The organism is Telluribacter humicola, assembly GCF_017355935.1.
Lineage (GTDB): Bacteria > Bacteroidota > Bacteroidia > Cytophagales > Spirosomataceae > Telluribacter > Telluribacter humicola.
In genome coordinates, this window is sequence record NZ_JAFIQT010000001.1 from 2,187,468 (window position 1) to 2,207,792 (window position 20,325).

Annotated in this window: 22 protein-coding genes; 13 read left to right on the plus strand and 9 right to left on the minus strand. The window is 50.2% G+C overall.

What is annotated here, in order from left to right:
* The first annotated feature begins 12 nt into the window (after nt 1-12).
* Together JUB14_RS09320 and JUB14_RS09325 are read left to right on the plus strand one after the other, a co-directional pair.
* Nucleotides 13-519, plus strand: a complete 507-nt coding sequence (locus JUB14_RS09320; RefSeq protein ID WP_207505586.1) for a SixA phosphatase family protein — start codon at nt 13-15, stop codon at nt 517-519.
* Nucleotides 520-522: 3 nt separating this feature from the next.
* The gene (locus JUB14_RS09325) at nt 523-738 is read left to right on the plus strand and encodes a hypothetical protein (protein ID WP_207505587.1); all 216 of its coding nucleotides are present in this window, start codon (nt 523-525) and stop codon (nt 736-738) included.
* An 80-nt stretch (nt 739-818) separates the two neighbouring features.
* Here the strand turns inward: JUB14_RS09325 and JUB14_RS09330 are convergent, their stop codons facing one another.
* Nucleotides 819-1,676: an SDR family oxidoreductase gene (locus tag JUB14_RS09330; protein ID WP_207505588.1), complete on the minus strand. Its 858-nt coding sequence runs from the start codon at nt 1,674-1,676 to the stop codon at nt 819-821.
* A gap of 176 nt (nt 1,677-1,852) precedes the next feature.
* The gene (gene xerD, locus JUB14_RS09335; RefSeq protein WP_207505589.1) at nt 1,853-2,749 is read right to left on the minus strand and encodes a site-specific tyrosine recombinase XerD; all 897 of its coding nucleotides are present in this window, start codon (nt 2,747-2,749) and stop codon (nt 1,853-1,855) included.
* Between the two features lie 146 nt (nt 2,750-2,895).
* Between xerD and aroQ the strand changes: the two genes are divergently transcribed.
* Nucleotides 2,896-3,318: a type II 3-dehydroquinate dehydratase gene (gene aroQ, locus JUB14_RS09340; protein ID WP_207505590.1), complete on the plus strand. Its 423-nt coding sequence runs from the start codon at nt 2,896-2,898 to the stop codon at nt 3,316-3,318.
* Between the two features lie 156 nt (nt 3,319-3,474).
* Here the strand turns inward: aroQ and JUB14_RS09345 are convergent, their stop codons facing one another.
* The gene (locus JUB14_RS09345) at nt 3,475-3,969 is read right to left on the minus strand and encodes a hypothetical protein (protein ID WP_207505591.1); all 495 of its coding nucleotides are present in this window, start codon (nt 3,967-3,969) and stop codon (nt 3,475-3,477) included.
* 147 nt (nt 3,970-4,116) lie between these two features.
* On the opposite strand from JUB14_RS09345, the gene JUB14_RS09350 reads away from it, so the two are divergent.
* The 6 genes from JUB14_RS09350 (at nt 4,117) to pepT (ending at nt 9,582) form a co-directional block, all read left to right on the plus strand.
* A complete protein-coding gene (locus tag JUB14_RS09350) occupies nt 4,117-4,980 on the plus strand; it encodes a histidinol-phosphatase (RefSeq protein ID WP_207505592.1) in 864 nt (287 codons plus the stop codon).
* A gap of 2 nt (nt 4,981-4,982) precedes the next feature.
* Nucleotides 4,983-6,065 carry an aminotransferase class V-fold PLP-dependent enzyme gene (locus tag JUB14_RS09355; protein WP_310586123.1) on the plus strand — a complete coding sequence of 361 codons (1,083 nt, stop codon included), beginning with the start codon at nt 4,983-4,985 and terminating at the stop codon, nt 6,063-6,065.
* A 72-nt stretch (nt 6,066-6,137) separates the two neighbouring features.
* On the plus strand, nt 6,138-6,833 hold the full coding sequence (locus tag JUB14_RS09360) for an NUDIX hydrolase (RefSeq protein ID WP_207505593.1): 696 nt from the start codon (nt 6,138-6,140) through the stop codon (nt 6,831-6,833).
* A 169-nt stretch (nt 6,834-7,002) separates the two neighbouring features.
* Nucleotides 7,003-7,581 carry a MarC family protein gene (locus JUB14_RS09365; RefSeq protein ID WP_207505594.1) on the plus strand — a complete coding sequence of 193 codons (579 nt, stop codon included), beginning with the start codon at nt 7,003-7,005 and terminating at the stop codon, nt 7,579-7,581.
* Between the two features lie 181 nt (nt 7,582-7,762).
* A complete protein-coding gene (locus JUB14_RS09370; RefSeq protein WP_207505595.1) occupies nt 7,763-8,227 on the plus strand; it encodes a pyrophosphohydrolase domain-containing protein in 465 nt (154 codons plus the stop codon).
* Nucleotides 8,228-8,343: 116 nt separating this feature from the next.
* Nucleotides 8,344-9,582, plus strand: coding sequence for a peptidase T (gene pepT, locus JUB14_RS09375; protein WP_207505596.1), 1,239 nt, complete (start codon nt 8,344-8,346; stop codon nt 9,580-9,582).
* A gap of 10 nt (nt 9,583-9,592) precedes the next feature.
* Here pepT and JUB14_RS09380 read toward each other — a convergent pair whose 3' ends face one another.
* Entirely contained in the window at nt 9,593-10,090 is a 498-nt protein-coding gene (locus JUB14_RS09380; protein WP_207505597.1) for a DUF4199 domain-containing protein, read from the minus strand.
* Between the two features lie 91 nt (nt 10,091-10,181).
* Between JUB14_RS09380 and JUB14_RS09385 the strand changes: the two genes are divergently transcribed.
* The 3 genes from JUB14_RS09385 to JUB14_RS09395 are packed head-to-tail and all read left to right on the plus strand — an operon-like array spanning nt 10,182 to nt 12,645.
* Complete coding sequence (locus JUB14_RS09385) at nt 10,182-10,814, plus strand: ribonuclease H1 domain-containing protein (protein ID WP_207505598.1); 633 nt, start codon at nt 10,182-10,184, stop codon at nt 10,812-10,814.
* Between the two features lie 53 nt (nt 10,815-10,867).
* Entirely contained in the window at nt 10,868-11,590 is a 723-nt protein-coding gene (locus JUB14_RS09390) for a tRNA1(Val) (adenine(37)-N6)-methyltransferase (RefSeq protein ID WP_207505599.1), read from the plus strand.
* 59 nt (nt 11,591-11,649) lie between these two features.
* Nucleotides 11,650-12,645 carry a glycosyltransferase family 2 protein gene (locus JUB14_RS09395; RefSeq protein ID WP_207505988.1) on the plus strand — a complete coding sequence of 332 codons (996 nt, stop codon included), beginning with the start codon at nt 11,650-11,652 and terminating at the stop codon, nt 12,643-12,645.
* A gap of 99 nt (nt 12,646-12,744) precedes the next feature.
* Here the strand turns inward: JUB14_RS09395 and JUB14_RS09400 are convergent, their stop codons facing one another.
* The 5 genes from JUB14_RS09400 to JUB14_RS09420 form a co-directional block, all read right to left on the minus strand.
* A complete protein-coding gene (locus JUB14_RS09400; protein ID WP_229367608.1) occupies nt 12,745-13,920 on the minus strand; it encodes a serine hydrolase domain-containing protein in 1,176 nt (391 codons plus the stop codon).
* Between the two features lie 24 nt (nt 13,921-13,944).
* Nucleotides 13,945-14,532, minus strand: a complete 588-nt coding sequence (locus JUB14_RS09405) for a hypothetical protein (RefSeq protein WP_207505600.1) — start codon at nt 14,530-14,532, stop codon at nt 13,945-13,947.
* Between the two features lie 115 nt (nt 14,533-14,647).
* Nucleotides 14,648-15,484 (minus strand): LytR/AlgR family response regulator transcription factor, encoded by an 837-nt coding sequence (locus tag JUB14_RS09410; RefSeq protein ID WP_207505601.1) that lies wholly within the window; start codon nt 15,482-15,484, stop codon nt 14,648-14,650.
* 102 nt (nt 15,485-15,586) lie between these two features.
* Entirely contained in the window at nt 15,587-16,192 is a 606-nt protein-coding gene (locus tag JUB14_RS09415; protein ID WP_207505602.1) for a DapH/DapD/GlmU-related protein, read from the minus strand.
* A gap of 60 nt (nt 16,193-16,252) precedes the next feature.
* Nucleotides 16,253-17,200 (minus strand): alpha/beta hydrolase family protein, encoded by a 948-nt coding sequence (locus JUB14_RS09420; protein WP_207505603.1) that lies wholly within the window; start codon nt 17,198-17,200, stop codon nt 16,253-16,255.
* Nucleotides 17,201-17,528: 328 nt separating this feature from the next.
* On the opposite strand from JUB14_RS09420, the gene JUB14_RS09425 reads away from it, so the two are divergent.
* Nucleotides 17,529-20,303, plus strand: a complete 2,775-nt coding sequence (locus tag JUB14_RS09425) for an outer membrane beta-barrel protein (protein WP_207505604.1) — start codon at nt 17,529-17,531, stop codon at nt 20,301-20,303.
* Nucleotides 20,304-20,325 lie beyond the last annotated feature (22 nt).

Consider the following 20,325-nt stretch of genomic DNA (forward strand, 5'->3'; position numbering starts at 1 on the left):
AAAAAATTATCTATGAAGAAAACGCTTTACTTAGTTCGTCATGCGCATACAGAAGATCGTGCTCCCATGTTCAAGGATTTTGAACGTGAGCTGACCGGTAGGGGAGTAATGGACGCAGCAAGAATGGGCCGACATCTGGCTCAACAGGAAATAACCGTCAATAGGATCGTGACCAGTAGCGCCGTACGGGCTTACCAAACGGCCAAGGTCATGGCCGAGCAGCTGCATTTTGATGTGGATGCCATCGAAAGTTGGGATAACCTGTATGATGGCGGCCCCCAGGCGTACCTCAAGGCAATCAACGCCACTCCCGAAGACTGTCAGTGGCTGATGTTGTGTGGGCACAATCCGGACATATCGTATTTTGCAGAATATCTCACCCGCTCGGATGTAGGGTCCATGGAGAAGGGAAGTGTGGCGATTTTTGAATTTGAAGATCTGAACTGGGCAGAGGTGTCCGGCAAAACAGGTACCTTTGTGAGATACGAATCTCCTAAACAATTCAGAGATAAGCATTAAGGTATGGCTGAACCTAACCGTAACCGTAAGATATTCATTGCCGTTTTTATAGTATTTACGCTGCTGATAGCTTTGCTTACCATCGATATGGCACGAAGGACTACAGCACCCTGGAACAAACCAAAGCAACTGGAACGGGCCCTACCGGGAGCTCTGCCTTCTTCGGATACTATCCTGCTTGATTCTATACTGGGTGGCGATAACATAAAGGATAGCTGATACTACCTTACGCGCTAATCTCTTACAAAAAAGCCCCATATCCTGCCGGATGTGGGGCTTTGATATGGTTAGATACCAGATTACCCATTCACAACCCGGCCACCATTGGGGTGAAGTACCTGACCGGTCATGTACGAGGCATCCTCACTGGCCAGGAATACGTAGCAGGTAGCTACTTCGCAGGGTTGTCCGGGGCGTCCGAGCGGAGTGTTCTGTCCAAAGCTGGCTACCTTTTCCTCGTTAAAGGTAGCCGGGATCAGAGGCGTCCAGATGGGACCCGGAGCTACGGCATTGATACGTATACCTTTTTCGGCCAGATTTTTCGATAGTGAACGGGTAAAGGCTACGATCGCTCCCTTGGTGGAGGAGTAGTCCAGTAGCTGAGGACTACCTTCATAAGCGGTAACAGACGTAGTATTGATAACATTATCCCCTTCCTGCATGTGCTTTAAAGCGGCTTGTGTAAAGTGGAAGAACGAGAATATGTTCGTGGTAAAGGTAGCAGTCAGCTGTTCGGCAGTAATCTCTTCTAGTTCTTCTTTGGGATGTTGCTCTGCGGCATTATTCACTAGAATATTCAACTTACCAAACTCCTGTACCGTTCTTTGTACAGATTCTTTACAGAATGATTCATTCCTGATATCGCCGGGTAGCAGCAGGCACTTCCGGCCTTCGGCTTCTACCATCTGCTTTGTTTTTTGGGCGTCCTGATCTTCCTCCAGGTACACAATGGCTACATCAGCGCCTTCGCGGGCAAAATGTACCGCTACTGACCGACCAATTCCACTATCACCACCCGTAATCAGGGCTACTTTTCCTTCCAGTTTTCCACTTCCCCGGTAGCTGTCCCGTATCACAACCGGTTGGGGATCCATCTGCGCTTCAATACCGGGTTGTTTGGACTGCGTCTGTCCTTTCACTTCTTCTGGTAAGTTCATGAGTAGTCTAAGGTTTAGAATTATAATTTTCGTACAACCTTGACTATCATAAAAAACACGTACCAAGGGGCAGTGACCAATGTTCAGTGACCAATGAGCGGCCACCGTAGTGGCGATTTAGGCTCTCCCTGCCCCTTTACTTTCCTCCCTTCCTCCTTAAATCCTTTCCTCCTCTACTAAGCCCTTGGATGGAATTCGGTGATGACTTGACGGAGGTAGTCGCGGTCGAGGTGGGTGTAGATTTCCGTAGTGGTGATGGACTCGTGGCCCAGCATCTCCTGCACTGCCCGCAGGCTGGCGCCACCCTCTACCAGGTGAGTAGCAAATGAATGACGGAAGGTATGAGGGCTGACGTTCTTACTGATACCCGCCACTGCTGCTATATCTTTGATAATCATGAACACCATGACGCGTGATAACTGCCCGCCCCGTTTATTTAGGAACAGGATATCTTCGCTGTCCTTCTTGACGTCCAGGTGCGATCGTACGTGGTCGAGGTAGAGCTGGGTGTACTTGATGGCATCACGGCCAATGGGTACCAACCGTACCTTATCGCCTTTACCCAGTATACGCAAAAAGCCCACGTCGAAGTGGCAGTTGGTCAGTTGCAGGTTGACCAGTTCCGACACCCGCAGACCACAACTGTACAGTACTTCCAGCATGGCGCGGTTGCGGGTACCTTCGGGGGTAGAGTGGTCAATGGCTTCCAGCATCCGCTCGATCTCCGGATAGCTTAATACATCGGGTAGCTTGCGGGGCAGGCGGGGTGACTCGATCAGTTCCGTCGGGTCTTGGGTAATGGCGTTCTCTACCATCAGGTACTTAAAGAAGGCCTTAATGCCTGATAGTAACCTGGCCTGTGAATGGGCCGAAAGACCCAGTTCGGTAAGGTACTTAAGGAAACCCAGCAGGTGTTCTTCTGTGATATCCTTAGGGGAGGTGGCCACTCCCGTCAGCTCGGCGTACTCACTCAACTTTTCGGCATCGTGTACATAGGCCTGCACCGAATTGTCCGACAGGGAGCGCTCAAGCCGGAGGTAATTTTTAAAATGTTTGATGTAGCTTTGCCACATGAGAGCTGTTAGCTTTTAGGTGTTAGTAGTTAGCTGAGTTAGCTGATTGGTCTGCCACCAAGTGTGATGGAAAGTAGCAAAATGGATTCATTCCTGCACCAGAATTACAAAGCTAATAGCTAAAAGCTAATACCTAACAACTACCGATGAAGCAGATATTAATCCTGAACGGACCTAACCTCAACCTCCTAGGTAAGCGCGAGCCTACTGTATACGGCAATCAGACTTTTGAAGGGTACTTCGAGTCGCTGAAATCACAGTTCCCCGAGGTACAGCTGCATTACTTCCAGTCTAACCACGAAGGAGCCATGATTGACAAGATCCACGAGGTAGGATTTACGTTCGATGGCATTGTAATCAATGCCGGTGGCTATACGCATACATCCGTAGCCCTGGCCGATGCGCTGTCGGCCGTCACAACACCGGCTGTGGAAGTACATATCTCCAACATTCACGCTCGTGAGACCTTCCGTCACCACAGCTACCTGACCAGCCGCTGCAAAGGGATGATCTGCGGCCTGGGCCTCAAAGGGTACGAACTAGCGGTGAGGTATCTATTGGGTGAATGAGAGAGTGGTGAATGAGCGAAAGAGCGTTGTAAGGAGAAAAGGAGGAAAGTGACCATGTCGACTATTCAGGCTACCTTTCCTCAAATACCCACCAGTACTCAATCACCACTACGGTAGTCACTAAATCACAATTCACTAAATCGCTCATTCATAATTTTAGAACGTATACCGTACGGTAAGCGCCAGGCCTCCTTCATGGTAGCCGGTCCGTCCGATCAGGTTGATGGCGGGCTTCCAGTCAAGGCTACCCGTGATGGGGGCTCGTGGCAGGTGGTACTCAAGGCCAAGTATACCATCAATGCCGATAGCACCGCGGCTTTCGTAATAGTAGTTGCGCCGGTACCGCTGGTAGCGTCCCAGGTACAGGTGTCCGCCGAAGCCGTAGTAGAAGTTTAGTCCTTCGGTTCGGAAAGCCTCTTTGTGCCACTCCATCAGTCCGGTTACGCCTATGCCACCCCAGCGGGCGCTTAGTATGCCTTCTACGGCGTGGCGTCCATCCATAAAGTGTTTGACAGATATACCTCCGGTGTTACCCATCCGGATACCTACCCCTGTCTGGTAGGACCCAGTCTGGTAGGTCTGTGCCTGGCTCGGAGTGACTATAATAAAAAGCAGCAGGGACAGGATGATTAGTATAGCTCTATTTTTCATAGTTGATAAATTTTATATCCCCATGACAACTGTGGTGGAGTATTCCCCTACGGTAGCTTGTTTAACTTTACCCCAAATCCTGTATTTTCTATAAGCAGGTACAGTACTTTTGTCCCTAGTCTCTATTACTAATCTACTCCATACCCTATGAGCCACTTCTGGACCAACTACCATAGTCACAACTACTACTGCGATGGAGTCGAGTCGCCGGAGGCGCAGGTGCAGGCGGCCATACAGCAGGGCGTACAGACCTTCGGATTTTCTTCCCACTGTCCGGTCCCTTTTACGAATGGGTGGAGTATGAAGCGGGATAGGTTGGATGAGTACCTGTCTGAAGCACGGGCTCTTAAAGAGAAGTACAGAGGTAGCATCGAGCTGTATGTAGGTCTGGAAATTGATTATATCCCGGGAGTATGTGGTCCAGCTGACTTTGCCGATCAGCTCGACTATACCATTGGCTCGGTACATTACCTGGGTACCAACTGGAATGGGGAGCCCTGGGAAATAGACGGCGCTACCGAAGGATTCATGAAAGGATTGGTGGAGGTACACGATGGGGATATAGAGGGTGTACTCCGTCAGTACTATGCCCTCCTTCGACAGATGGTCCAGCAGGACCGGCCGGATGTAGTGGGGCACCTGGATAAGATCAAGATCCACAATATTCAGGGTAGCCTGTACGATGAAGAGTCGGACTGGTACAAGGCGGAGATAGACCAAACACTGGATGCTATTGCGGAAGCCGGATGTATCGTGGAGGTGAATACGCGGGGTGTGTACAAAAAAACGCTGGACATTTACCCATCAGAGGCTATCCTGAAAAGGATGCGGGAAAGAGATATCCCCATCATGATCAACTCCGACAGCCATACCCCCGCTGAGATTACCCTGGCCTTTGTTGATACTGCCCATCAACTCCGCCAGATTGGCTACAAAATGGTACGGGTACTGGTACAGAACGAGTGGAAAGACATACCTTTTGACAAAGACGGGTTATCTTTGGGCAACTAACTATGGCCCAAACTATGATTACCTTCTATCCCGGCCCGTCCAAGATATATCCGCAGGTGGAGCAGTACCTGACGGAGGCTTACCAGTCAGGTATCCTGAGCATGAACCACCGCAGCGAGGCCTTCATGTCGATGCTGGAGAATGTATTTAGGCAGATGCACCTCAAATTAGGGCTTCCCGATGGGTACGAGATCTACTTCACCTCCTCCGCTACCGAGTGTTGGGAGATCATAGCTCAGTCCCTGATCAAGTGCAGGAGCCTGCACCTGTACAACGGAGCTTTCGGGAAGAAGTGGTACGAGTACACCCACCGGCTGTGCTCCGAGGCCCAACCTTATGAATTTGACCTCAATAACCTACCTGCGCCGACTTCACTGGGAGCCGTATTGGAAGGAGCCGAGGTTATATGCCTGACCCATAGCGAAACCTCCAACGCTACCATGATACCCATGTCGTTTCTGCGCGAGCTACGTGAACAGACGGATCAGATTATAGCGGTGGATGCTACCTCGTCCATGGGGGGCGTTGAGATGGATTGGGAGGCTGCTGATGTGTGGTATGCTTCGGTGCAAAAGTGCTTTGGGCTACCACCGGGGCTGGGGGTGATGATCGTGTCGCCACGGGCTATCCAGCGGGCGGAGGAGCTGGGCTCACGTAACCACTACAACAGCCTGCTGTACATCCGGGAGAATTTTCAGAAACATCAGAGTCCGCATACACCCAATACCTTGGGTATATACCTGCTGGGGCGGGTTATGGAGCAGGTGGCTCCCATACAGGAAGTTAACGCCGTGACCGAAGCCCGTGCCGATGACTGGTACCGATTCATAGAAAGGAGCCGGTATAGTCTGCTGGTAAAGGAGGAGGCGGTACGCTCAAGCACCGTCATCGCGGTCGAAGGAACCAAAGAGGAGATAAAATCCTTAAAAAAAGAGGCACTGGAGGCAGGCATCCTGCTTGGCAGCGGCTACGGTCCTTGGAAGGAAACCACCTTCAGGATAGCAAATTTTCCGGCGATAGAATCCGTTGAAATCGACCGTCTGAAAGATTTCCTCCGGAAGTATTCAAAATCATACAAAGAGTAGTATTCTATCTCATAGTGTCTTTTGTACATTAAAAACGTAACTACTCTCTTTTATTACTACGTGACTACCAGGATGTTAGAGCAGTATCAGGCACAAGTAAAATGCCTGGTAGCCCTCGATTCCATCATTTTTGGATTTGATGGGGATGAGTTAAAATTATTACTTGTAAAAAGGGGCATTGAAGAAAATGACGTGACCTGGTCGCTCATGGGGGGATGGCTACGCCCTGATGAAGGCCTTGAAGAGTCGGCCGCCCGCATCCTCTTCCAGCTCACCGGCCTTACCAATATATACCTCGAGCAGCTCTATAGCTTTGGTGCACCCCAGCGCGATCCGGTGGAGCGTACCGTAGCCGTGGCCTACTTCGCGCTGATCAACGTCAACGACTACCAGGAAAAAATATCTGACTCGTACGAAGCGCAGTGGTTTTCAATGCACGAGTTGCCCAATCTGCTTTTTGACCACCGCCAGATGGTGGACATGGCCATCCGCCAGCTCCGGTACAAGGCTACTCAGCATCCGATTGGCTTCGAGCTACTGCCTGAGAAATTTACGATCCCGCAGTTACAGAAGCTCTACGAAGCCATATTTGCTACTACCTTTGATAAGCGCAATTTTAGCCGGAAAATCCTTTCGACCAACCTGCTCATCAAGCTCGACGAAAAGCAGAAAGGCTTTTCTAAAAAGGGAGCGTATCTGTACATCGTGGACAACACCCGGTACCAGCAGCAGTTTAACTCCTTCCTTAATTTCATATCAAGCAACTAATGGTGAAGGGGAGGCCACTGGTGCAAGAGGAGAGGAATTATGGGAGGATAGAGGGTCTATCTGGTATTTAATGAATATTCTTACTGCCAAATAAAATTTCCTCCTTTTGGGGCTTTCTTCCTGTCTTACCTTTCTCAAACTTTGCGGAGATAATCTATCCTTCCGCTGTATGTTTAGTTTTAAAGAAATCCTTTCGGTAACGCTCATTTTATTCTCCGTTATTGATATCATCGGCTCCATTCCCCTGATTGTGGACCTGCGTAAGAAGACGGGCCACGTCCAGTCGGAGAAGGCCACACTGGTAGCCGGTATGATCATGATCGTCTTCCTGTTTCTGGGCGAGCGCATCCTGAGCCTGTTCGGGGTAGATGTATCTTCCTTTGCCGTAGCGGGTGCCTTGATCCTCTTTCTGATTGGTCTTGAGATGATCCTGGGACGAAGCATCTTCCGCCATGACAACATCGATACAGGTACAGCCTCCATCGTACCCATTGCTTTTCCGCTTATAGCCGGGGCCGGTACCATGACTACCCTCATCACCCTGCGGGCCGCCTATGCCATCCCCAATATTCTGATAGGTATAGTTGCCAATCTCGTCTTTGTATATATTGTACTGAAGTCATCCAACTGGCTCGAACGAAAACTGGGACAGGCTGGGTCGGATATTCTCCGTCGGGTGTTTGGGATTATCCTGTTGGCTATCTCCATCAAAATCTTCAAAACACACTTGATAATAGGAGGCATTTAGGCCTTAGGTACTTAGCCTATGCTTTGACCGCTCTGTAAATAATAGGCTACGTAGGAGAAGGGAGAGTACGACAAATTCCCTTTATTTTGCAATTCAGGGTGATGATAAAAGCGCAGACCTGCCTAGCGGAGTCGCTACTAATCTACCACCTGATTCCTTACCAGCTAACAAACTACTACCCATGCAACAATTAGATAGCCTTAACCAGGTAGCCGATTTTCACCGTACATTCAAACACCCCATACTTGACTCACCCCAGATCCCTTCCGAAGAGCGTTGCCGTCTGCGGGTGGCCCTGCTGGCCGAAGAGCTGAAAGAACTGGAAGTAGCCATTCTGGAAAAAGACATCGTGGAGGTAGCGGATGCCCTTTGTGACCTGCAGTACGTACTGTCGGGAGCGGTACTTGAGTTTGGACTAGGGGAGAAGTTCCGGGAGTTGTTTGACGAGGTACAGCGGTCCAATATGTCCAAAGCCTGTAACACCGTGGAGGAAGCCGAAGCTACCGTAGCCCACTATCAGGCGCAGGGTACCGAATGCTACTACAAGGAGGACAACGGCAAGTACCTGGTGTATCGCACCATCGACAACAAAACCCTCAAAAACGTAAACTATTCACCCGCTAACTTGTCTGGTTTACTGGGATAGTAAGTAATGCAGAATGAATAATGTAAAATGTATAATGTATAATGTAGGGCGGGATAATGCTACCCAACCTTCATTATTAATTCTTAATTATACATTATCAATTAACAAATCACGCCATGTCTTCCGTACTCGAACGCTTCCTGAAATACGTACAGATCGATACCCAGTCGGACCCCCATTCGACCAGTTTTCCATCCACCGAAAAGCAACGAAAGCTAAGTCAGTTGCTGGTGGCGGAGTTGCAGGAGCTGGGTATAGATGATGCTCATCTGGATGAGCATGGCTACGTCTACGCTACCATTCCGGCTACGACTACCAAGGACAATGTACCCGTGATCTGCTTCTGCTCGCACGTAGATACCTCACCCGACGTGACGGGAGCCGGAGTAGAGCCGATTGTGCACCATAACTGGGACGGCAGCGATATAGTACTTCCGATGGATAAAAATCAGGTGATCCGCCGTAGGGAACATCCGGATCTGGAAGCACAGATTGGTAACGATATCGTCACGGCCAGTGGTAATACGCTGCTTGGTGCTGACAACAAGGCCGGTGTAGCCGAGATTATGGCCGCCGCCGAGTACCTGATCCGCCATCCCGAGATCAAGCACGGTGCGATCAAGATCCTGTTTACGCCCGATGAAGAAGTAGGTCGGGGGACCGAAAAAGTAGATATAGAAAAACTGGGTGCCGACTACGGCTATACCATGGATGGCGAAACCGTAGGTACGCTGGAAGACGAAACCTTCTCAGCCGACGGAGCGGTCATTACGATCGAGGGTGTAAGTACCCATCCGGGCTTTGCCAAGGGTAAGCTGGAGAATGCGCTGAAAATAGCGGCGGAGATACTGGCGGCCTTACCCAAAGACCAGCTTTCGCCCGAAACGACCGAAGGCATGGAGGGCTTCATCCATCCAGTGCATCTGGAAGGTATTCAGGAGAAGGCTACTATTGAGTTTATTATCCGTGACTTCAGGGAGGAAGGGTTGAAAGAAAAAAGAGACTTTCTACGCTCGACCATGGAGAAGGTACTCACACAGTATCCCTACTCCAAGGCTACCCTGACAGTAAAGGAGCAGTACCGTAATATGAAGGTGGTACTGAATAAGCACCCTGAGGTAGTGGACTATGCCCTGGAGGCTATCCGTCGGGCGGGTATGGAGCCGGAGCGCCGCAGCATCCGTGGGGGTACCGATGGCTCGCGCCTGTCGTTTATGGGCCTGCCCTGCCCTAATATCTTCGCGGGGGAGCATGCGTTTCATTCCCGTCTGGAGTGGGTATCCGTACAGGACATGGAAAAAGCGGTAGACGTCATAGTCCACCTGGCACAGGTGTGGGAAGAGAAGACGGTATAACCCTGAGGGACTAATTCTTTTTGTGAAATAGGGGCAGAATAGCCGAGAATATGAGGCCGGTGACGACGTTAAATACCAGCACCACGGTTTGGTACGACTTCATCTGGAAGTAGTCTTCCATCATTTTTATAGAGTTATTAAAATTATCCTCGGTAGTCGCCGAGACGGTTAGCCACTCCCGGCCTTTGATCATGATGTTGTTGAAGAAGTCAGGATTGATCAGGTCATAAAACAGCCAGCGCGACAGGACGAGCATCGGCAGGGCCAGCACGGTTGTCAGCATAGCCGTACGGAAGCCGCGGCCGTAGTTCCAGAAGGTGGTGGTAGGTAGGGTTCGCTTCTCCTTTATTTCCCGGTTTAGTACGAGTCCCCATATTACTACGGTCAGTAGGGAGGTGAGGGGCAGGTAGTCGACCATCGCGTCGTGAAAACCCAGCCAGAATTCGAGACATAGCCAGAGAAACAGGATAGCGGTCAGAATAGCAGCGTATTTGAATTCAGTTTTCATGAGGAGTAGAGTGTGTAAGGTTTGGGGCTTGGTAAGCAAATATCTGTATAAACTACCGAAAAACCCGTAGGAGTGTTTTATTTGCGGTAATATGTCAAAGAAGCAAAAGTACTATGTGGTCTGGCAGGGGCGTCAGACGGGGGTATTCACCGATTGGAAGGAGTGCGAGGCCCAGATCAAAGGATTTCAGGATGCGCGTTATAAATCATTTGATTCGCTGAAAGAGGCTGAGGCGGCCATTCAGCGCAATTACTGGGAGTTTGTATCCAAAAAAGAAACGACAACCACCGTAAAAGATGCACCCGCCAATATAGGGCAACCCATTAAGGAGAGCATAGCCGTAGATGCGGCCTGGAATACCGCTACCGGCGACATGGAGTACCAGGGCGTGTACCTGCGTACAGGCGAGCGGATATTTTTACAGGGGCCTTTTCAGGATGGTACCAACAATATTGGGGAGTTTCTGGCCATAGTACACGGCTTAGCCTACCTGCAGAAGCATAACTCCAATCTGCCGATCTACTCTGATTCCAAAACTGCCATAAGCTGGGTAAAGAAGAAGCACGCCAATACCAAACTGGTACTTACTCCCCGCAACAAGCCGGTGTTTGAACTACTGCAACGCGCCGAGCGGTGGCTGGCCGACAACAAGTACTCAAACCAGATATTGAAATGGGAGACCGAGTACTGGGGGGAGAATCCTGCTGACTTTGGCCGAAAATAATATCAACAACCCGTGGCACGGTTCAAAACCGTGCTACGGGTACTCCGACAAAAATGCCGCGTAACCATTCCTTCCGATTCAAGCAGTTTACCGTACAGCAGGACCTGTGCGCCATGAAGGTATGCACCGATGCCTGCGTGCTGGGGGCGTGGGCGGAGGTAGATGGGGCCCAAAAAATCCTGGACATTGGCACCGGGACCGGACTGCTATCCCTGATGGTAGCGAAGCGTACCACCTCCGCCCGGATTGATGCCATCGAGCTGGATGGAGCCGCCGCGCAACAAGCCCACAATAATGTAGCCAAGAGCCCTTTTGCCGAACGGATACAGGTCATTCCTACCGCTATTCAGCAGTACCGGCCGGGGGAGCTTTACGACTGCATTATTACCAATCCACCCTTCTATCAGGCTGATCTTCGTTCACCCGACGCGGGTGTCAATCAGGCGCACCACGCGCAGGACCTAACCTTTGCCGAACTGCTACTAGCCATAGACAGGCTCCTGAAAAAGAGTGGCGTATGGAATGTGCTGCTACCGGTGGAGGAGAGTGATCTGTTACAGCAACTGGCAGAGGCAAAGGGCTGGGTACCCAGGCACCAGCTACTGCTTACTCACCAGCCGGGCCGGAAGCCATTCAGGATGCTGAGTACCTACGTGCATAATGAACGGGGGGCTGTAACTAATATGAAAAAAGAATTGTTTATTTACGAAACCGATGGCCGGACCTACTCCCCGGAGTTTCGTGAGCTGTTGAAAGAGTTTTACATTATTTTCTGAATAAAGATATTTCCGTGTCCGAAAGAGAATCCATATCGCTACGGCAACCCAATACCAGTATCCGCCCGTCCAAATCCGAACCATCCGTTCAGGTATCGGTAGTGGTGCCTCTCTACAATGAGGATGAGTCATTGCCTGAACTTCACGATTGGATCGTGCGGGTCATGAAAGAAAACGGGTATACCTACGAAATCCTGTTCATTGACGATGGCAGCCGCGACCGCTCATGGAGTGTTGTTGAAGCGCTATCAGCCCGGAATCCGCACGTGCGTGGTATCCGTTTCTCCCGTAACTATGGCAAAACTGCTGCTCTGCAGACTGGCTTTCAGACCATCAACGGCAGAGTGGTCATTACTATGGATGCTGACATGCAGGACAGTCCTGACGAGATACCGGGCCTGTACAAGATGATTACTGAGGAAGGCTATGACCTGGTATCGGGCTGGAAAAAGAAACGCTACGACCCCCTGAGCAAAACCATTCCGACCAAGCTATTCAACGCTGCTACGCGGGCTATTTCGGATGTACATCTGCATGACTTTAACTGCGGCCTCAAAGCCTACCGCTGCGAAGTGGTCAAGAATATGATCATCTATGGGGAGATGCACCGCTACATACCCGTAATAGCCAAGTGGAATGGCTACGACCGCATCGGCGAAAAGGTAGTACAGCACCGAGCCCGCAAGTACGGTACCACCAAGTTCGGATTAGAGCGCTTTATCTACGGCTTTCTGGACCTGCTGTCTATTGCCTTTGTCAATAAGTTTGGCCGTCGTCCGATGCACTTCTTTGGTAGCATGGGCATCCTGATGTTCTTCTTCGGGTCACTGATCACTGTGTGGCTCATTGGTGAGAAGCTCTGGAAGATATACATGCTGCAGCCTTACCGAAACGTTACCGACAACCCGCTGTTTTTCCTGGCGCTGGTCGTGATCATCCTGGGGACTCAGTTCTTCCTGGGAGGCTTTATCGGCGAGTTATTCGTTAAGCAATCCGTCAAGAAGTCGGGGGATTATGTGATTGCTGACATCGTTGGCGAAGAGCAGAATCAGTAAGCAGTATTCAATAATAGTACTGACTATATATCAAGAAAGCGCAGTCTTCCCGGAAGTCTGCGCTTTCTTATTAGTGTGGATATAGCAGAAAGTATTCTTTTAATGAAGCAGGGCTTCTATTACCTCATCTTTTAGGTTCTCAGTCAGTCCTACAAATTGGCTTTCGGTTACGGTGCCTACATTAGTGGCCAGGAACAGGTACAGGTCGTGCTCGGGGAAGTAGAGCATAGCACACCCGGCTCCCAGTCCGGCTCCACCGTGACCATAGGCGACGTGTCTGCCTAGCTCAATATGAAACATCCCCATGCCGTAGGTAGGCTTGCCGTTCTTGTCGTTGACCCAGGTTTTCATCAGCGCCAGGGATGAGGGCTTCAGCAATTTCCCTTCCATCAGAGCTTTATTGAATTTAACCACATCCAGGGGCGTCGCTACCATTCCATCATCCCCGATCATGGAGCTCACATTCGCCTTCTGCATGGCTGAGTTATTCTCCAAAGTACCCGTTCCAAACCGGTCCCAGTAGGTATTGACCAGCCTGGGAGCCTGTAAATAGTTAGGCGTGTTGTAGTACAGGGTATTGTCCAGGTGGAGTGGGGCCAGGATGTTCTGCCGGATATAGGCGGCGTGGTCGTCGGTAATGGCATCAACAGCCAGAGCCAGCAGCATGTAGTTGGTGTTGGTGTACTGGTACTTTGCCCCCGGCTCATACTGCAGGGGTTTTCCTTTGATAAAGCCGAGCAGTTCTTCCTTCGAAAACGTATGTCTGGGGTGCTGCAGCAGGTACGTTACATAGCTCGGATCTTCGGTGTACTCGGTGACGCCGGAGGTATGATTTAGCAGCATCCTCACGGTGATCTTTTCTCCATCCGTCGGGTACCCTTTGTAGGGCAGAGGTAAGTAGCTGCTGATGGATTGGTCCAGATCTATCTTGCCCGCTTCGTACAGTTGCAGTACCGCTACGGCCATGTACGTTTTGCTTACACTTTGCAGGTACTGCAGCTGACAGATCTGCATGGGAGTCTTATCCTCTATTTTAGCGAAGCCCGAGCTACCTGCCCAGAAACCTTCCTGAGGAGAATAAACAGCCATTGCTACGCCGGGCAAGCCCAGACGGGTGTACTTGTTCATTAGGTTCTGGAGGGCTTCGCTGCCTGAGTACCCGCTGTTGATCGGATCGTTACTGACGCAGACCGATTCGACGGGTTCACTGAATTGTTCGGGCGTACAGCCTTTGGCCAGTAGCACCAGTAGGCTTAAAATTAAGATATGTTTCATGGCTAATGAGTAGTAGGTAGAGAGTTAAAAATGGATTCTGGATCCGGCCTGTAGGAGTTGGTTAGGAATAAGGGGGGCCGACGGGTTGTAGCCGCCCGCTACGAACAACTGGTAGCTGATAAAGGGAGAAATAGGCAAACCTCTGGAAGGATTCAAACCTACCGAAATACCTACCGGCACTACGGGAAGCCACTTGCCGCTGTTCCTGGCCTGCACCCACTCTCCGTTGGCAGGGCGCCAGCTATCGGTTGGGTGGTGGATGTACCAGCTACCTATACCTGCTTTCACCTCCGTGTAAAGGGCACCGGCTATGTGGGGGCACCAGGCGGTTTGTGTCATGACGATCATACCGCTGCCCACCGGACGGTTGCTTTGCCATCCCACGCTCAGCTGTTGTACGAGGGTACTCTTTCGGTTTAGGCGAAGCTCGGTTCCGACAAATACCCCTACATTCGAAAAGCTGCTCCTGACGTCCCGGAGCGGGAGGGCCAGGGAGTGAAACTGTATACCTACCGTTAAGGGGAAGTTGCGGTAGGTGGGAGAGTATTTTTCCTGTGCTAAAGCGCAGGTGGTAGCCCAAAGGCAGAAGCTAAGAAGAATAAATTTTTTCATGGCTATAAAGTTTTGATCTGGCAAACTTACCTGCCACTTAGGGCTCAAAACAAGCCATGAAGCGCCAAATCCGGCGAAATGCAGCATTTATTCCCATGTAATGCAGTCCAGCAGACTACGAAAGTGCAAACCATTCCTTGAAAGCAGGAGCTTTCAGACGACTGGCCGTCACAGAATCCGGGAGTGTTGGCGAGGGGAGTAGCAGTACATGGATCTTGCTGTGGTCGGCCCGCTCGAAGCCGCGGATCATACCGCGATGGATAATGTACTGCCGGTTGATTCGGAAGAAAGAGTGTCTGGGTAGTTGCTCTTCTACCTTGTCCAGCGACTGGTCCAGGAGGTACTTTTCGCCGGTCCCATTGCAGACTACCGTATATTCACCATCTACATAAAAGCCTGAGATCTCTTCAAAGTGGAGGAGGAGGTCCTTCTTACCGAATCGTACCATCAGCCCCGTCTGGTCCGGCTTTGGTTCTTCTACGACAGGTACCGGGGCTCTTTGCTCTTCTGCCTGTTGCCATAGGTCATAGAAGAAGAAACCAATGTATATGCCATTGACCACGAAGTTCCAGATCACAAAGAGAAACATGGTCTTGGTGTAGAAGCCCAGCGGAATAGGATCTCCTCCGGCCAGCCAGTTGACCAGCTCGGTAAGGAACGACAGGACCACCACGGTAGACAGCGAGGTACCTATAAGCTGGAGCAGGATTCGTTTGAGGGGCGCTTCGGTGTAGGGTAGGGCATCGTCCAGGTAGCGAATGATGCTGCGAATAGCCCCCCAGGCAGCGTAGCCTTCCAGTGTATCGATACAAAAGGTAGCGACGTAAAACCAGCTAAGCGAGATGGTATCGTAGGTAAGGTAGAAATTCAGGGAGTTGATGAGCGGAATCAGGACCAGGAAGAGCTTGACGTCATTGACGCTTTTCCGGTAATAAAAACGGGGGTGATCCATTGCTAACATCATTTACTCAATTTACTAGTCTGGTGCTATCTGCTCCACTATATCCGGGTTACTACACCCAGAAGTACCTGTTCTCCGACCAAGATCCTGATTCTATTCTTTTACCTGCTCTACCAGTTCCAGTCTTTTTACAATACTTCCCTTCGCTAAGAGAGTACCTGGTGACAGAACGGCGTTGGCTCCGATCTTGGAATTGTCTCCTACCAGAGACCCAAACTTAGTCACTTTTGTGTCGATGGGTTCGGAGTTGATGAGGACAAAGATAGCCTTATTCTCTCGTTCATTGTAGTGGTTGGCGGTGACCGAACCTGCTTCAAAGTTTACGTTACTGCCGATCAGGCTGTCGCCGATAAAGTTGAAGTGAGCGATGGCGCTGTTTTCAAATAGAACTGCTGATTTGATCTCACAACCTGCCCCAATCTTAACGTTTTCGGTCAGGTATACTCCATTGCGCAGGTACGAGTTAGCGCCAATAAAGCAGTTTTTCCCGACTATGACCGGCGGCTTCAGTACCACGTTGGGTTCCACCACGGCTGTTTTATGAATGGCAACAGAACCGTCTATGACAAAATCCTCATCAAGTGTGGGAATGATGTCCTCTATCAGGTGCGTAATCTCCGATATGATTTCCCAGGGGTTTTTTCCCGGTTGATCCAGCCATTTCAAGAAGCTGGCTATGTACTCACTGCTATCTAACATAGTCACTATTTTTCGAAAGGTACTTAGCTGTGGAATCTTTATCAGCAACTATATCACTTTTCAACCACCATGGTTCTCCAGGTTGGGCCAGGTTTTGCGGTCCCGGAGGTAGGTGTCAAACCAGTTGATGGTTTGCTGTAAGTAGTCGGCTCGATGTTCGATGAGCGAGTGCTGTCCACCTTCGTACAGAATGAACCTGAACGGTTGCTTGATCTGGTGAAACTTGTGGACAAGATCCAGTACCTGATCGGTAGGTACCCGCCAGTCGGCCGTGCCCTGAAGCATCAGGATCGGGGTTGCCTTGCTGATCTTCTCCGCTACATACACCGCGGAGCGCTCTTTCAGGACGGGTGAGTGTATATCGGTATAGCCGGGTATGAGGTCTTTGTATACTTCATCAAAGTCGGGGCGGCTTTCCATGAGTTTGACCAGATCAGTAATCCCACTGCCTACCACGGCGGCTTTGATTTTGGAAGTACGGGTAAGGGCCAGGTAGGTCATCATGCCCCCCCGGCTCCAACCAAACATCCCGATGCGGGAGGTATCGGCCTTGGGTACTTCCGCGAGTGCCGGTATCAGGTTTAGTATATCATTCACATCTTTTCCGCCAAACTCTTCTTTGCCTTCGCCGCCATCATTTCCCCTGTACTGGCTGGCTATGATCACATACCCCTTACTACTCAGATCCCCCAGGCCTCGCAGGATAAAGCTTTCGTCTGTAATCTTGCCAAACTCTTTGTTGCCGCCCCTGTTATAAATAATACCTGGGTAGGTACCCGCCTGTCTGGGCACCGCCAGATACCCCTTCACCTTCAGTCCATCTGAGAGGTACGTAATATGGTAGAAGTCGACGGTGGAAAGTATAGACCTGATACGGGGAGCGATCTTCGCCAGGCTATCTATGCTTTTAGTGGAGAGGGTAATAGGTACCTGCTCAATGATCTTTTTGGTCTGTGACCGGGCCGAAAGGCAGAGTAGTATAAGCAGTAGGGAGTAGACGTATTTCATAGTGGATGTTATATAGGTACAAAGATAAGAGAGTCACCCATTGCTGCTCGCGGCGGTCAGGCTGATAACAATAAATAATGTACTGCTCTGAATCAGGAAGTGGACTGGTACTTGTACTGACTCATATACTGAATAGGATCAAGTCTTTTGCTGGTATACTCTTAACCCACTTTTTGAGGGTATTTGTTCTTGTTTAATCTTGAAATAGTAACATATTCTCTAAGCCTGCCTACGTTCGGGAGTAAATGTGAATTTTTTCAGGTATGACTGCTTAGCAGACCCCTTTGTATAAACAGGTAACTTATTTTATTCATTTACTGGTATCGTCATGTTCACTCCGAGAGAAAGAAAAAGAGAAGTAAAGAAAGTATATGGTAACCTGTTGGGGTTACTTTGTTTGAGTCTCCTTTCTTTCCAGTCATTCTCACAAGGTGTAACTATACAAGGCTCCGTTCAGAACGCTTCGGACAAGTCCATGATGCCGGGCGCAATCATTACTATTCAGAAAGCTACCGAAGAAAAAGCTACCAATGGTGTGATGACCGATGGCAATGGTGATTTTAAGTTTGATAAAATAGCACCCGGGCAATACCTCGTAAAAATAAACTACCTGGGCTTCAAAGCTCTTTCCCGGTCGGTAGATGTGGAGGATGAATCCATTGACCTGGGCGTATTGCTATTGGTAGAAGATGCGAATGACCTGCTGGAAGTACAGGTAGTAGGGCAGGTAGCCACCGGAGTGCAGCGGGGGGATACCACCCAGTTTAATGCCGCCGCTTTCAAAACGGCCGTGGACGCCAGCGCGCAGGAGTTAATTCAGAAGCTCCCCGGCGTTACGATGGAAGATGGCAAAGTACAGGCGCAGGGCGAAGACGTACAGCAGATCCTGATCGATGGAAAACCCTACTTTGGTACGGATGTAGCGAAGGCTTTGCAGAGTCTGCCGGCGGAGGTAATAGCCAATATTCAGATATTTGATAAGAAGAGTGACAAAGCCGAACTAAGCGGATTTGATGATAATGAGCAGCTCAAAACCATCAATATTGTTACCAAGCCCAACCGGCGCAAGGGGCAGTTTGGCAAAACAACGGCCGGGTATGGTACCAACGACCGCTATATGCTGGGAGCTAGTGTCAACCTGTTCAACGAAGACCGCCGGTTCACCATTACCGGGCTGAGCAATAACATCAATACTACTAACTTCACGAGCGATCAGAGTACTCAGGGAGGCGACCGGCCCCGCAATGGGATAATAAAAACCAATCTGATCGGGGTGAATTACTCGGATATGTGGGGCTCCAAAGTGGAAGCCAGCGGTAGCTATACCTATAACAATCAGCAGAATTTTGGGGTACAGTCCCGCTTTCAGGATTTTGTGAGTCCGGCTGATTCCGGACGGTTTTATAGGGAGAATAGCCAGACCCTGGATAAAGATGCCACGCACCGCGCCAACATGCGGATAGACTACAAGATCAATGAGAATAACCGAATCCTGATCCGCCCCAACCTGACTATTCAGGGGGAGGATAACTTCGCTTATTTCCTGGGACGTACCGAAAATATAGTCAGTCCTCTGAATCAGACGGAGAATACGTCCAACTCCGACAATGCCAGCTTTAACTTCCGAAACATGCTCTTGTACAGCCACCGGTTTGGCAAGCCGGGGCGTAGCGCTACGATACGATTAAATACCGGATACAGTACCGACAATAACGAGAATTTCCGCCTGGCCGACAATGTCTACTTCCGGGAGCCAGATCGGAGCAAGGTACTTAACCAGTACACGGATTACAACCGGACCGGCTATTCGTGGGAAGCAGAACTATCCTACACCGAGCCCATCGGCAAAAACGGTCGCATTGAGCTGGAACACGAGCGGGGTAACCGCTTTGATGATTCTGACCGACGGTTGTACGATTACGATGAGCTGACCGGTAACTATTCGTATCTGAACGTGGGCCTGAGTAATTCATTCAAGAGCGAGTACCTAACTGAAGAGACCGGACTAAGCTATCAGTACCGTACCGATAAGGTCAGGTTTCAGGTGGAGGGGGAGTACCAGCGGGCTAAGTTAGAGAACGATCAGTTGTATCCAAGTGAGTTTGACATGAACAGGACCTTCAAAAACTTCCTGCCCTCGGCCCGGTTTGAGTACAAGTTCTCCAAGACCAATAACATCGAGCTCGACTACCGCACCTGGACCGACGCCCCATCTATCAGCCAGTTGCAGAGTGTATTTAATATCTCAAATCCGCTGTACGTCAGGACGGGTAATCCCAATCTGGTGCAGGCGGTCCAGAACCGGTTCCGGGGCCGGTACCGGGCGCAGAATCCCGAAAACAACCATACCTTCTTTGCTATGGTAGAGTCGTCGGTGGTGCCTAATTACATAGGTACCAGTACCATCACCGCCCGACGTCCCATCCCTCTGACAGTGATAGATACTCTTCAGATCGGTTCACAACTTTCCCGCCCTGTCAACCTGGACGGCTACTGGACCATCCGTACCTTTATGAATTACGGACAACCGATTAACTTTGTTAAGTCCAAACTGAGCTTGTTTGGCTTTATCAATCACACCCGGCTTCCCAGCCTGATCGATTCCCTGACCAACTACACCTCTACGACCAATTTCCGGCTGGGCGTATCGCTGAGCAGCAATATCAGCGAATCGCTGGATTTCTATGTAAGCACCCGGTCGGGCTATAATATCGTGAATCGGTCACTTCGGCAAACCACCGAAAACTACTTCAACCAAAGTACCCGGATGCGATTGACCTGGGTGGCCTGGAAGGGCTTTGTGTACCGTACCGACCTCATTCACCAGCTCAACACGGGTCTATCGGCAGGATTCAATACCAACTACATGATCTGGAACATGAGCATCGGTAAGAAGGTGTTTGCTAATCAGCGCGGCGAGATTAGCCTGAGTGTGTATGACCTTCTAAAGCAGAACGTCAGTATCCGCCGCAATGTGACGGATATCTACGTGGAGGATGTACAGTCCAATGTACTACAGCGCTACTTCATGCTAACCTTTACCTATAATCTGCGGCATTTCAGCGGCGGAGCTACTGAGAAGGACTTTGAGCGGCAGCGGTAATCAATTGGTGTAAATAGCAACT

Excerpts from the sequence above, each read along its gene's own strand:
- aroQ (WP_207505590.1), top strand. The coding sequence starts at position 2,896 with ATGAAGCAGATATTAATCCTGAACGGACCTAACCTCAACCTCCTAGGT.
- JUB14_RS09350 (WP_207505592.1), top strand. The coding sequence starts at position 4,117 with ATGAGCCACTTCTGGACCAACTACCATAGTCACAACTACTACTGCGAT.
- JUB14_RS09400 (WP_229367608.1), bottom strand. The coding sequence starts at position 13,920 with ATGAAACATATCTTAATTTTAAGCCTACTGGTGCTACTGGCCAAAGGC.
- JUB14_RS09325 (WP_207505587.1), top strand. The coding sequence starts at position 523 with ATGGCTGAACCTAACCGTAACCGTAAGATATTCATTGCCGTTTTTATA.
- JUB14_RS09360 (WP_207505593.1), top strand. The coding sequence starts at position 6,138 with ATGTTAGAGCAGTATCAGGCACAAGTAAAATGCCTGGTAGCCCTCGAT.
- JUB14_RS09415 (WP_207505602.1), bottom strand. The coding sequence starts at position 16,192 with ATGTTAGATAGCAGTGAGTACATAGCCAGCTTCTTGAAATGGCTGGAT.
- JUB14_RS09330 (WP_207505588.1), bottom strand. The coding sequence starts at position 1,676 with ATGAACTTACCAGAAGAAGTGAAAGGACAGACGCAGTCCAAACAACCC.
- JUB14_RS09370 (WP_207505595.1), top strand. The coding sequence starts at position 7,763 with ATGCAACAATTAGATAGCCTTAACCAGGTAGCCGATTTTCACCGTACA.
- JUB14_RS09380 (WP_207505597.1), bottom strand. The coding sequence starts at position 10,090 with ATGAAAACTGAATTCAAATACGCTGCTATTCTGACCGCTATCCTGTTT.
- JUB14_RS09390 (WP_207505599.1), top strand. The coding sequence starts at position 10,868 with ATGCCGCGTAACCATTCCTTCCGATTCAAGCAGTTTACCGTACAGCAG.
- JUB14_RS09420 (WP_207505603.1), bottom strand. The coding sequence starts at position 17,200 with ATGAAATACGTCTACTCCCTACTGCTTATACTACTCTGCCTTTCGGCC.
- JUB14_RS09405 (WP_207505600.1), bottom strand. The coding sequence starts at position 14,532 with ATGAAAAAATTTATTCTTCTTAGCTTCTGCCTTTGGGCTACCACCTGC.
- JUB14_RS09410 (WP_207505601.1), bottom strand. The coding sequence starts at position 15,484 with ATGGATCACCCCCGTTTTTATTACCGGAAAAGCGTCAATGACGTCAAG.
- JUB14_RS09425 (WP_207505604.1), top strand. The coding sequence starts at position 17,529 with ATGTTCACTCCGAGAGAAAGAAAAAGAGAAGTAAAGAAAGTATATGGT.
- JUB14_RS09345 (WP_207505591.1), bottom strand. The coding sequence starts at position 3,969 with ATGAAAAATAGAGCTATACTAATCATCCTGTCCCTGCTGCTTTTTATT.
- xerD (WP_207505589.1), bottom strand. The coding sequence starts at position 2,749 with ATGTGGCAAAGCTACATCAAACATTTTAAAAATTACCTCCGGCTTGAG.
- JUB14_RS09320 (WP_207505586.1), top strand. The coding sequence starts at position 13 with ATGAAGAAAACGCTTTACTTAGTTCGTCATGCGCATACAGAAGATCGT.
- JUB14_RS09355 (WP_310586123.1), top strand. The coding sequence starts at position 4,983 with ATGGCCCAAACTATGATTACCTTCTATCCCGGCCCGTCCAAGATATAT.
- JUB14_RS09385 (WP_207505598.1), top strand. The coding sequence starts at position 10,182 with ATGTCAAAGAAGCAAAAGTACTATGTGGTCTGGCAGGGGCGTCAGACG.
- JUB14_RS09365 (WP_207505594.1), top strand. The coding sequence starts at position 7,003 with ATGTTTAGTTTTAAAGAAATCCTTTCGGTAACGCTCATTTTATTCTCC.
- pepT (WP_207505596.1), top strand. The coding sequence starts at position 8,344 with ATGTCTTCCGTACTCGAACGCTTCCTGAAATACGTACAGATCGATACC.